Here is a 12,028-nt window from a genome sequence, read left to right on the forward strand (position 1 = left end):
GTAGGGATGGGCGGCGCTTCGCCCCGCCCATCCCTACTTAGTATTACGTAACTAAAATCCAGATCTAAAACCTGCGGTGCACGCTGCGCGTGCGCCGCAGGTTTTATTATCTAGGTCTATTTGTAGAGAGGGAATAACATCAGTTAGGATACAGCGATCGAGGAAATCCTATGCTGAAGCTTCATCGTTTTCCTTTTTCTCGGAAGCTAGCTCTTCACCAACTACAAAACGAACAAAGCGGCGCACCTTGACATTTTCACTAAGTTTTGTACCAGTTAATTTAACTAGTTCGTCAACAGTGATACTTTGGTCTTTGATAAAGGGCTGATCTAACAAGCAAAGCTCTTTCAGACGCTTTTCGATGCGACCAAGTACGATCTTGTCGCGGATCGCCTCAGGCTTGCTAGCGAGATCTTCCTTACCAGCTTCAATTTGCTTTTCGCTTTCGACAAATGCAGCAGGGATATCAGCAACACTGACATATTCCACATTAGGACAGGCAGCAATTTGCTTAGCTACATTGTCAGCTAATTCTTTTAGTTCATCACGACGGGCTACAAAGTCAGTTTCGCAGTTAACTTCAACTAGCACACCAATACGGCTGCCAAAGTGAATATAGCTATGGACGATACCTTCGGTAGCAGCACGGCTTGCTTTTTTAACAGCAGAGGCTAGCCCCTTTTGTCTTAGGTATTCGGTTGCCTTGGTAAAATCACCACTGGAGTCAACGAGGGCGGCTTTACAGTCTTTGATACCCGCGCCAGTTCTCGCACGTAGCTCTTGAATTTGTTGGGTTGTAATGTCTGCCATATTAATAAGCTTGTTTGGGATGTCTAGGGCAACATTTCGAGGAGCTTGGAGTTTTGCTCGTTGCCGAAAATATCTCTAAAATGTTGTTTGCAGTACTCTAAGTTATCACAATTTCATGTACACAGGGTTTTGAAAATTGCGGTCGATCGCCAATATCGCCAATTAAGTATCGCTAGCCTGTGAAGCCTGTTCTTTTTGCGATCGCAGCTCTTTCGCTTTAATTCTTTGCCATACCTTAATACAGGCATAAAGCATTAAGCCCGTACTAATTGCCGCATAGGTTCCCCCCGCAGGCATCCCCGATACAGCCATCGCAATACTCCCCACCCACAGCGTAAGCGCATAGATAAATAAAACGGTCAGTCGCTTTGATACTCCCGCCTGAACGAGGCGATGGTGCAAATGCTGCTTGCCTGCCGACATTGGCGACTCACCCTTGCCAAGGCGTTGCAAAATTACTGCGGTCGCATCAACAATTGGTACGGCAAGAATCATATAGGGCATAATCAGCGCGACCGTTGCCACTGCCTTGACCAACCCAATGACACTTACACCCGCAAGGGTAAACCCCAAAAAATAAGCCCCCCCATCGCCCATAAAGATTTCCGCAGAACTTTTGGGCTTAAAGTTATAGCGCAAAAATCCGAGACATCCTCCAGCGAGGGCAGCGGCGATCAATGCTGCTGCTGGTTGCTGCATAAATAGACTGGTAATTAAAATGACCGCCGCAGCGATCGTGGTCACCCCTGCGGCAAGCCCATCCAATCCATCGAGCCAATTGATCGCATTTGCCATGCCCGATAGCCACACCATCGTAATGGGTAAGCTGAACCAGCCAAATTTGATAATGCCAATAAATGGTACGGAGATAAAGTCGATTCTTACCCCAACCCGCCAAGCAGCAGCAGATACGGCTAGTTGGGCAATTAATCGGGGCAAAGGCGGCAAATTAAATAGATCATCAGCAAACCCAATTAAGAAAAATGCGGCTCCGCCGATGGTTACCCCCCAGACTTCATATTCCCTAGTTTGCGGTAATATCCCAAAATAGCCCCCTGCCCAAACTAGTAAAAGAGCGGATACACTTCCTAAAAAAATTGCTACGCCACCGACTCGCACAACAGGTGTTGTATGCATCTTGCGATGGTTTGGCTTATCTACGAGTCCTGCTTTGAGTCCAAAATGACGAATTATCGGCGTACTCAGCCACACTACGATCGCAGATACTGCAAAGGCGACCAAGTAAGGAATGGCAGTTGGATGCAGCATTACAAGAATAAAATTGAGGGTTGTGGTTAGGCAAATTTATGCTTGCAAGCATAGCACTGGATTGACGAAAAGCACATCAAATATAAACATGGAATTGACATAATTCCAATAAGTACCTCAGCATAATTAATACCAATTCACGAAAGTATTGTCACACTTTCGTGAATTAAAAACCAAACCCAGTAAGGGTTTTTAAAGCACAAAATGGCTACGCCATTTTGTGCTTTGGTATAAAATCCAGATTTAAAGCCTGAGGCGCACGCTGCGCGTGCGCCTCAGGCTACCCAATAAAGATGATGGGCAGCGCTTCGCGTTGCCCATCATCTTTATTGGGTTTGATTGGATGACAGCCATACTTGACTAAATTTAGATCCATAATTATGTTAGAATTAAAAGCCGTGTGAAAATTTTTCATCATAAGTAAACGTTAGGGATTCATCCATGAAAGTTGTTAGCTCCCTCAGATCGGCAAAAACTCGCCATAAGGACTGCAAAATTGTGCGTCGTCGCGGCAGAATATATGTCATTTGTAAGACAAACCCAAAGTTCAAAGCTCGTCAAGGGTAAACCAAAAAATAAAGGCAACGCTGTGCGTTGCCTTTATTTTTTGTGCCTTTATTTTTTGTAAAATAGGAGTATGACTAGTACTACTCGTAAAGCAAATCTCCTGAATGCGATCGCCCCTGTGAATCGCGGCTTACAAATGTCCGAAAATCAGCGCAAGGCGATTTTTTCGGCAGTTGCTTACCTTGAAGAACTAAACCCTAGCCCCGCCCCCACCCAAACCCCCGAACTGCTGGATGGGGATTGGCTATTGTTATTTACGACCAGTCAAGAGCTTTTGGGCATTGATCGCTTTCCGTTTTACAAGCTGGGCAATATTTACCAATGCTTACGTGTAGCTGAAGGCAAAATTTTTAACGTTGCTGAAATTAAGGGATTGCCCCTGCTCGGTGGATTAGTGAGCGTCTGCGCGAACTTTACTGTAGTTTCCGAGAAACGGGTTAAGGTAAATTTTGAGCGATTGGTTGCTGGCTCTCAGAGTCTAGTGGGCTATCAAAACGTCAAAAGTTTTATTGATACTTTGCGATCGCCCAAAAAACTATTAGCGATCGATTTCCAAATCAAGCGAGAAGATCAAAAGGGCTGGCTAGAAACGACCTATCTAGATCGCGATCTACGGATTGGGAGAGGAAATGAAGGGAATTTGTTTGTTTTAAGAAGGATTTAATTACGAATTACGAATTACGAATTACCCATTACCCATTACCCATTACCCATCACCCATTACCCATGTCTCACCGTTCTATCCAAATAAAAATCCAACTTTGGAAAATTTTGGGAAAACGGCTCTTTTTCGCTATTTTGTCGATTTTATCGATTTTGATAGTTACCTCACTCCCCTCTATTAATAGCCGTCTTGATCGCAGTCAAAGCGCTTGGGGGCAATCTGAATTTTTAAAGCTAAATTGGTTAACCCGTGAAAAGGCGATCGATGTTGCCAATGTCGATCGCGCTGTGGTTCGGCTTGATGGCTATCCCTTATTTGCCCTAGCCTCTCCCACGGTCAATCAAAGATTTCCTGTCGAACAGCGTGTACAGGGAATTGAAAATGAATTGAGCCATGTTGCCAATAGCAAATTCGAGCCTGAGACTTTGCAGGTGACTGCCACCATCGATCGCCAGAGTGATCAACCCGTAATCGCCATTAACGATCGCTATCTCATGACTGTGACGACGATGGATGCCCAACTGCAAGGACGCGATCCTCAAGGCTGGGCAAATCAACTGACCGAGATCCTGCGGGAGGCTCTCATTCGTGCTCGGCAGGAACGTCAACCTCAGTTTTTGATCGAACGAGGGGGCATTGCTTTGGGGATTTTATTGGCGACGATTGTGGCTATTAGGGTAATTAGCCATTGGCTCAAACGTTTGAAGCTCAAGCAAGAAACCATTGAAGCTCAACTCGAACATACCGCCTCCCCATACCTTGATTCCGTCGCAGTTACCGACTTAGCTCAACAGCTAAAGCAAAGACAAAAGGCTAATCTCTGCGACCTGCAACGACGAATTCTAGAGCTTGGCTACTTAGGGGTTTTAGGGGTTTCTAGTTTTACGATTTTAGGCTTGGTTCCCTACACAAGGGGTTTCCAGTCTTTCTTGTTATCTACGCCTTTGCAAATTTTAGCGATCGTCTTAGGGACTTACCTATTAATTCGGATTAGCAATCTCCTGATCGAGCGCTTTTCAGGATTTCTAAAGGCTAAGGACTTTGCTATGCTCAAACCCTATCAGCGCTTGGATCTACGGGTATCGACAGTATCGCAGGTTCTAAGAAATGTTACCGCTATTATCTTAGTGGGCTTGGGAACTTTAGCAATTCTCTCCACGATTGGGTTTGATTTAATTCCGCTCTTAGCAGGTGCGGGGATCGTCGGTATTGCTATTTCCTTTGCGGCGCAGGGATTGATTAAAGATATAATCAATGGCTTCCTGATTATTCTCGAAGATCAATATGCGGTTGGCGATGTCATTATTGTCGGAAAACTAGGGGGCTTGGTTGAGAATATGAATCTCCGCATCACCCAAGTTCGCAATAACGAGGGTCAACTCATTACCATTCCAAATAGTGCGATCGCGATCGTGCAGAACCTTTCCAAAGACTGGGCAAGGGTCGATCTGACGATTCGAGTTGCCTACGATACCGATCCCGATCTGGCGCTGAATGTCCTTCGCCAATTATCCCAAGAAATTTACCAAGAATATATTTGGCGCACCAAAATCCTCGAACCACCCGAAGTTTTAGGGATCGATGACTTAGAGCATTCTGGGATGTTAATTCGTACTTGGATTAAGACTCAACCCCTTCAGCAATGGTCGGTCGCAAGGGAATTCCGTCGTCGCCTCAAGATCGCTATGGAAAAGGAGGGGATTGCGATCGGCGTACCGCAACAATCAGTTGTATCAAGCGATCCCGATATAAATCTCAATCCTTTAGAAACGCCAGTTCCCCCAGATGAGTCAACACCAACCTAGGTTATACCAATTCCCAAAAGTGTGGCTACACTTTTGGGAATTAAAACCCAAATCCAGTAAGGGGTTTAAAATCACAAAATGGCATAGCCATTTTGTGATTTGGTATTACTCCCTTCCCACCAAAGAAATAGACATACAAAACCAAGAATTAGAGGTTGCGGCGCTTTGCGCCGCAACCTCTAAACCAAAAGGCGCTTTGCGCCGCAACCTCTAAACCAAAAGGCGCTTTGCGCCGCAACCTCTAAACCAAAAGGCGCTTTGCGCCGCAACCTCTAAACCAAAAGGCGCTTTGCGCCACAACGTCTAAACCAAAAGGCGCTTCGCGTCGCAACCTCTAATTTTTCACTGGGAAGGGAGTATGAATGAGATCGAGCGAATTTTATTAGTGACGGATTTGGACAATACCCTTGTGGGTGACGATCATGCCACTCAAAAACTAAACCAGATCCTCTACCAGCATCGCCAGCATTACCTATTAGTTTATGCGACTGGTCGCTCCTATGGCTCAGCACAGCAGTTAAAGCTGGAACGAGAATTAATCGAACCAAACTATTGGGTGACAGGCGTTGGCTCAGAGATATATTGTGGGAAGAGTCTAGATCTTGATTGGGCAAGACATATCGGCGCAGATTGGCAAAGAGAGGCGATCGCTAAACTGATTGGCGATCGCTTTCCCGAACTGCAACAACAATCGCCAAAAGAGCAGAATCCTTGGAAAATGAGTTTTCATCTGCTCGGTGCGGCTAGCGCGATCGCTAAACTGATTGCGAACTTGCAAAGCGCAAACTTAAAAGCTCAGGTCGTTTTCAGCAGTAATATCGATGTTGATATTTTGCCTGTGAACGCCCATAAAGGATATGCCGTGCAATATCTGCAACAAAGGCTCGGTATTACTAATGCGAGAACCTTGGTATGTGGTGATTCGGGCAATGATATTAGTATGTTTCAACAGCCAGCACTTGGGGTAATTGTTAACAACGCCCAGCTTGAGTTAATTGAATGGTATGCAGCCCATGCGAACGCAGAACGTCATTACTTTGCGAAGAATGCCTATGCTGCTGGTATTTTAGAAGCCTTACAGAAATTTAATTTGCTCGATTAACTATACCAATTCACGAAAGTGTGACAACACTTTCGTATAGCTGTCGCCAACTGTATTAGGACATAAAGCGCCAAAGAGAGTTGCCGCGCTCTGCGCGGCAACTCTCTTTGGGGTTTTGATTTTGTCCTAACAAAACTGGCGGCAGCTATAAATTAAAAACAAAACCAGAGAGCATACCGCCCGCTACGCGGGCGGTATGCTCTTCTAGGCTTAGCTACTTAGCGACACTTTGCAAAATTGCGACAGCCTCTTCTTGCTTGCCATCCCATGCCCACATGAGGGCAGTCCAGCCATTGCGATCCTGTGCGTTGAGTCTTGCCCCTGCGGCGATAAGCGATCGCACTATTTCACCATGCCCCTGCCCCGAAGCCCACATGAGTGGAGTCCAGCCATACTTATTGCGTGTATTGGGATTTGCCCCTGACACTAATAAAACCCGCACGATCTCCGTATGCCCGTTCATCGCCGCCCATAGCAAAGGTGTCCAACCATATTCATCGCGGACATTGACATCGGTTGCTTGGGAAATTAGCGATCGTACTTCCTTGAGATTTCCCTTTTGACTAGCAATTAATAATTGAGCGTTGCGGTTTTGCTTTTCTTCTTGCTTAACTTGTCTGGTTTCCTGAACTTGGTTTTTAGGTTCATTAAGCAAATTATTTTTAGGAAACTCGATCGCATATATATCGTTGCTAAAACTGAGAACTAAGCCAAAAGCTAATAAAAAATTTGAGGTTCTTAAAAAAGAATTCATAGACTTACCCGCATCTCAAGATTTTCTTAGAGTCTATGAATTTGTACGGGGATCGACTAGCGCAATTCTGCGGAATTAATCCCAAGTTAAGAAATGGCTACGCCATTTCTTAACTTGGGATTAATTCAAAGCTGCGATAAATGCGACATTATCTCTATGCGGGGGCATTCCGAATCGAGTGCTAAAGTGAGTATTAGTCTTTTTTTAGTAATTTTTTAATCTCAATCTCAATCAATGAATAATCAAGTCGATATTACTAACTTAGAAGAGTTACCCCCTAAACTCCCCTTACTCCAAATGTTTCGGATCGGTCTATTTCAGATGGGTTTAGGGATTATGTCCTTGTTGGTTGCAGGGTTACTGAACCGACTGATGATTAATGAACTGACCATTCCTGCCACCCTTACCGCAGGATTTATTGCCATGCCCCTATTTGTGTCGCCTTCTCGCATCTGGTTTGGACAGACTTCCGATGCCAAGACTATTTTTGGAACACATCGTTCGGGTTATGTCTGGATTGGGGCAGTAGTATTTGCGATCGTCGGATTTTTAACGACACAGGTCATGTGGGAATTAGGACGCAGTGTCCATGAGATTGGATGGAATGGAATTACCTATGCATGGGCAGTTTTTCTGGCGGTCATGTTTGCTCTTTATGGCATGGCAATTAGCTTTAGCTCTACTCCCTTTGCGGCTTTATTAGTGGATATTTCCGATGAGGAAGAGCGCTCGAAATTAGTGGGGATCGTTTGGTCGATGCTGATGGTCGGCATTGTCACTGGCGCGATCGCTGTTTCCAAACTGCTTCCCTGCACGGGAGCACCACCGAATGAAATTTCAATTTATGCCAATGGCGATCGCCTTGCTCAGTTACAAAAAGCGGTTAATTCGGTATTTGTGATTGTTCCTTCGGCGGTGGTCGCTCTATCTTTTGCTGCTACCTATGGCATTGAGCAAAAATATTCCCGCTATAAGTTGCGCGTTGCGGAAAATCATATTCTTAATGGAACTAATGCCGAAGACAAGCTCAGTCTTGCTAGAGCCTTAAAAGTATTAACGGCGAGTAAACAAACGGGTTTATTCTTCTCATTCTTACTGATGATGACTATTGGTATTTTCATGCAGGATGCCATTATGGAACCCTTTGGCGGCGCAGTATTTGGCATGAGTATTTGTGCGACTACACAACTTAATGCCGCTTTTGGGATGGGTACTCTGATTGGCTTGAGTTCTTCAGGTTTTTTAATCGTTCCCAAGCTAGGCAAAGAAAATTCCACGAGATTAGGTTGCTATCTAGTAGCAGCAAGTTGCGCTCTATTACTAATATCTGGATTTGTCCAAAAAACATGGGCTTTGCAAGTTTCCCTAGCGCTTTTTGGTTTTGCTTCGGGAATTACCACTTCAGGAGCATTAAGTTTAATGCTAGACCTCACGGCCGCAGAGACGGCAGGAACTTTTGTCGGTGCTTGGGGATTATCTCAAGCGATCGCGAAAGGGCTTGCCACAGTCGCAGGTGGAGTAGTATTAGATATTGGGAAGAAGCTATTTAGTGATTCTAATACGATCGCTTATAGCTTTGTATTTGTCTGTGAGGCGGCGGTGATGATCTGCGCCGTAGTTTTATTGAGTCGTGTGAATGTACAGGAATTTCGCACCGATGCCAAACAGGCGATCGCAACAGTATTTGCCAACGAAATCGATTAATAGAATTAATCGAATTACCGCGCCAAAGGCGCGGTAATTCTATGCTCCAAACCCACCAAGAGTATTAAAGTTAGCCGCACTCTGACTCGCTCGCATTGCCGATTGCGAAAAGACTTGAAAGGCTTTCCTGATTTCAGCATCGCTATTCGCAGGTGTGAGAATCCATTCATCACGAATGCCCATTTCTTTAAAAACTTTCCGAAAATCCGTGGAGTTATCATCTATGCCCATTGCGGCAATAATGTGATTTTCCATGCGCAACATATCGTGGGCGATCGCGGCAACATCCTTGGCTGAATGGCGGATCGAACCACAATCGTCCCCATCGGTAATAATTAGGGTCACAGTGCGAACGGGCACACCATTATCCGAAAATTCCTGCGCCTTTGCCAAGACTGTCCCCAATAGCACTACCGTTTGGTCATAAAGTGGCGTACCTTTATTGGGATCGTAATTTTTAGTATCCATACGAATAGCTTGAGCGATCGGGCAGTAGGGATAGAGAACTGTTCCATTCAGATAGCGATTGTGAATCAGAATGTTATCTTGTTGCTGTGAGGAGGTCAGTGCATCAATGACAGAGTTATGTCCGCCCCGCACGGCTTGAGCATTACCCGCATATTGAATCGAGCCTGAGTCATCGGGCATGACTGTTAATAGCACGACTTCGCTAGACATCACATCATCCACATGGATGCCAAGCCCCGCTTGGATTTGTGCGCCGAGGTCGTAAACGGTCAATGCTTGTAATGATTCATTGGAAAGGGTTCCGTCATCTAGGGCGGATTGGAAGAGGTCGTTGATGTTGGTCATTTTTATTGGTAATTGGTGATTGGTGATTGGTAATTGGCTTTTAGCTTTTAGTCTTTAGCTTTTAGTCTTTAGCTTTGGGGTTGTTGTTGATTAGGGGAAGTCTTTTCCTTCTTATTCTGAAAACTTGGGGTTTATGCAAGATTGAGATCTGTCCAAGATTCCATTGCAGTCGTGGATTTGACTAAGTGCATTCCTGCATCGGCAAAGCGTTGAAATGCTGCATCGGCTTGATCGGTATAGTCCACAACATTAGGAACGACTACGGGTGAAGTGCAATCTTCGAGCAGATAGACCTTTTTGGCTAGTTTTGGATCATGGGCGAGAATTTCACTGAGCAAGTCTTGAATTGTCCATGCTACGCAATGGCTCTTGGCTTGTCCCGCAATGATTACGGCATCAAATTCCAGTAGCCTTTGCAAAAAGCGCGTATTCTTTTGAGCGATCGGTCTGCCATCAGCTCCATCCATTACTTCAGGACGCAATACGGAATAGTTCTCCGTGAGAGGATTGCCGCCTTTAATTTCAAAGTTAGTCTGGCTATGCCTTGCGATATTATGGAAAAACATGGCTTCCTCGACAGAAGAAACTAGCGCGTGACCGATACCGCCGAGCATGGAGTGATATGCCCAAACCGTAAGCGGGAACTTGCCTTCATCGCTGAGTTTCTGGACATAATGCAAGGCGTGGCGCTGGATTGCCATGTAGTTTCCTTTGGCGAGACTATAGGCGATCGCTGGATTTACTTTCCACTTTCCTTGCTGGACATCTTCTAGAGTAATGGAAGTGGCATTGGGAATGGGATGTTCGCCTGCGTCATTTACCCAAAAGATGGGATGGAAGATTTGCATGGCGGTATGGGTATCCATCGTGGGCGCAATTTCGCTGATGTGGTGCAGGTTGCGATAGATAAATTCACACAAGCGCACATTATCCTCAATCGCACCAGTACCAGATCGTCCACCCACAAATAGCTCATGGTCAGGAATACAAAAGGTATTCTGCACATCGATCGCCATCAAACAAATTTTCTTGCGATCCTTAGCGGCAGGTACGATGCCATGCTGTTTCGCCCATGCTTCGGCTTGATTTGCCCGATCTTGATAGGGAACGCGCCATACCGATCCGACTTTGTGGCGATCAAAAAAGGCAGGAATAGGAAGTTGGGTTTGAATAGTCATGATTAGAGTTCTCCAGTTTTAAAACTTTAGGCAAGAACGTTTACAAAAGGTTGATTGCGATAGCGGCGATATACTTGGAAGTCTTTGTCGAAAGTGGCGATCGCAGGAATATCTAGCCTTTCGGAAACAGCAACTAGAGATAAATCGGCAAAATCAGGCTTGCGATCGGCATATTTCTTATTCAATTCAATAACTCGCCGTAAATCATTATTGGTCAAGGTTTCGTGAATATACACTCCATCTAGAACTTCATCCAAAAATTCATTTTGAACGCGATAGTCATAATCGAGTAGCCACATAGTTTCTGTGATACAGCTTGTGGTGGTGATCAGTTCACTGGTACATTCAGCAAGAAATCTACACATGATATCGTGATAAACATCTTGCTCACTGTAGTAGGCAACCAAGGCACAACTATCAATAAGAATAGAAGTGTGATTCATAGTTGATCCTGAATTCTCTGATACTTTTCTTGCATTTTTTGAGCAATAATTTCCTTTCTCACATCTCGATCTGACAGATCAGATCGCCCTTGCAAAAAATGTCGAGGCTCACCACGTCGTCTTTCTGCTTCCTGCAACTTTTGCATAACTGTTTTAGGTTTACTGGGTTGTTGCAAGCGATCTCGAACTAATTGCTTGATCAATTCTTCAGGAGTGATCTGCTGCTGTGATGAAAGCTCATCAAGATCACGGCTAGTTTCTTCATCCAATTGAATTGTTCTCATTTTATTTTTCCTGAATTTGCAATGATTTTAACGTGATTTTACTGAAATGCTAGGGATAGAATACCCAGAATTTTGTCGATGTTGCTGAGTTGATACTCAGTTAAATCAATTTCCACTAGGCGATCGCTTAAGCGTAAAAACTTCCAATCATTGCCAGTAGTAGCGGCTCCATAGATGACAGAAATATCATTTTGGTGCTGTTGATTAAAGAGTTTGGCTGCCCACATTTCGGCAATACATTGTCCTAATGCTCCATTGATATTTTCCTTTTTGGCTTCAACTACAACGACTACAGGTGCTTTGAGCATTAGTTGTGAAGGCGATCGGCTTAATAAAAAATCACAAACGCCATTTAATCCCGAATCGCGACCAACGTTTAGTTCCACGCCTGAGAATAAACTCGCTTTGTCTAAGTGGTTTTTGCGAACTTCTACTAAAATCGGCGCAATAATTAATTCTGATCGCGCTTTTTCCGTATTCATTGCTAGTGCTAGAGGAACAAACTCTTTGAGAAGTTGGCTAAGAAATTCACTAGCTTCTGCTAAAGGAGTATCGTTTAGTAAATTGGCACGTTCAGTAATTATGAGATCAAAGGCTATTTGAACTGATTCTAAAGTAAATTCACTGTAAGACAT

Annotated in this window: 13 protein-coding genes; 5 read left to right on the top strand and 8 right to left on the bottom strand. The window is 44.6% G+C overall.

Features of this window, described 5'->3' with window-relative positions:
- Window positions 1-168 precede the first annotated feature (168 nt).
- Together tsf and PseudUWO310_RS14005 are read right to left on the bottom strand one after the other, a co-directional pair.
- A complete protein-coding gene (gene tsf / locus PseudUWO310_RS14000; protein WP_009629720.1) occupies window positions 169-810 on the bottom strand; it encodes a translation elongation factor Ts in 642 nt (213 codons plus the stop codon).
- A 162-nt stretch (window positions 811-972) separates the two neighbouring features.
- Window positions 973-2,079, bottom strand: coding sequence for a glycosyltransferase family 4 protein (locus PseudUWO310_RS14005; protein WP_142602278.1), 1,107 nt, complete (start codon window positions 2,077-2,079; stop codon window positions 973-975).
- A gap of 441 nt (window positions 2,080-2,520) precedes the next feature.
- On the opposite strand from PseudUWO310_RS14005, the gene ykgO reads away from it, so the two are divergent.
- The 4 genes from ykgO to PseudUWO310_RS14025 all read left to right on the top strand — a co-directional run bounded on the left by ykgO (window position 2,521) and on the right by PseudUWO310_RS14025 (window position 6,217).
- Window positions 2,521-2,646, top strand: coding sequence for a type B 50S ribosomal protein L36 (ykgO, locus tag PseudUWO310_RS14010; protein ID WP_071590172.1), 126 nt, complete (start codon window positions 2,521-2,523; stop codon window positions 2,644-2,646).
- Between the two features lie 70 nt (window positions 2,647-2,716).
- Window positions 2,717-3,310: a PAP/fibrillin family protein gene (locus tag PseudUWO310_RS14015; RefSeq protein ID WP_142602281.1), complete on the top strand. Its 594-nt coding sequence runs from the start codon at window positions 2,717-2,719 to the stop codon at window positions 3,308-3,310.
- A gap of 62 nt (window positions 3,311-3,372) precedes the next feature.
- The gene (locus PseudUWO310_RS14020; RefSeq protein ID WP_142602283.1) at window positions 3,373-5,115 is read left to right on the top strand and encodes a mechanosensitive ion channel family protein; all 1,743 of its coding nucleotides are present in this window, start codon (window positions 3,373-3,375) and stop codon (window positions 5,113-5,115) included.
- A 358-nt stretch (window positions 5,116-5,473) separates the two neighbouring features.
- Window positions 5,474-6,217, top strand: a complete 744-nt coding sequence (locus PseudUWO310_RS14025; RefSeq protein WP_142602286.1) for a sucrose-phosphate phosphatase — start codon at window positions 5,474-5,476, stop codon at window positions 6,215-6,217.
- 214 nt (window positions 6,218-6,431) lie between these two features.
- Here PseudUWO310_RS14025 and PseudUWO310_RS14030 read toward each other — a convergent pair whose 3' ends face one another.
- Window positions 6,432-6,971, bottom strand: a complete 540-nt coding sequence (locus PseudUWO310_RS14030; RefSeq protein WP_142602288.1) for an ankyrin repeat domain-containing protein — start codon at window positions 6,969-6,971, stop codon at window positions 6,432-6,434.
- Window positions 6,972-7,205: 234 nt separating this feature from the next.
- Here PseudUWO310_RS14030 and PseudUWO310_RS14035 point away from each other — a divergent pair, with 234 nt between their 5' ends.
- Window positions 7,206-8,675 (top strand): BCD family MFS transporter, encoded by a 1,470-nt coding sequence (locus PseudUWO310_RS14035; protein WP_142602290.1) that lies wholly within the window; start codon window positions 7,206-7,208, stop codon window positions 8,673-8,675.
- A gap of 39 nt (window positions 8,676-8,714) precedes the next feature.
- Here PseudUWO310_RS14035 and PseudUWO310_RS14040 read toward each other — a convergent pair whose 3' ends face one another.
- The 5 genes from PseudUWO310_RS14040 to PseudUWO310_RS14060 form a co-directional block, all read right to left on the bottom strand.
- On the bottom strand, window positions 8,715-9,488 hold the full coding sequence (locus PseudUWO310_RS14040) for a hypothetical protein (RefSeq protein WP_142602292.1): 774 nt from the start codon (window positions 9,486-9,488) through the stop codon (window positions 8,715-8,717).
- Between the two features lie 131 nt (window positions 9,489-9,619).
- Window positions 9,620-10,666, bottom strand: coding sequence for a hypothetical protein (locus PseudUWO310_RS14045; protein ID WP_055077714.1), 1,047 nt, complete (start codon window positions 10,664-10,666; stop codon window positions 9,620-9,622).
- A gap of 26 nt (window positions 10,667-10,692) precedes the next feature.
- A complete protein-coding gene (locus tag PseudUWO310_RS14050; RefSeq protein ID WP_142602294.1) occupies window positions 10,693-11,109 on the bottom strand; it encodes a type II toxin-antitoxin system VapC family toxin in 417 nt (138 codons plus the stop codon).
- The gene (locus tag PseudUWO310_RS14055; protein WP_142602296.1) at window positions 11,106-11,393 is read right to left on the bottom strand and encodes a hypothetical protein; all 288 of its coding nucleotides are present in this window, start codon (window positions 11,391-11,393) and stop codon (window positions 11,106-11,108) included. Before PseudUWO310_RS14055 ends, PseudUWO310_RS14050 begins: the two co-directional genes overlap by 4 nt.
- A gap of 38 nt (window positions 11,394-11,431) precedes the next feature.
- The gene (locus PseudUWO310_RS14060; RefSeq protein WP_142602298.1) at window positions 11,432-12,028 is read right to left on the bottom strand and encodes a hypothetical protein; all 597 of its coding nucleotides are present in this window, start codon (window positions 12,026-12,028) and stop codon (window positions 11,432-11,434) included.

The organism is Pseudanabaena sp. UWO310 (assembly GCF_006861605.1).
In the GTDB taxonomy this organism is placed as follows: Bacteria; Cyanobacteriota; Cyanobacteriia; order Pseudanabaenales; family Pseudanabaenaceae; genus Pseudanabaena.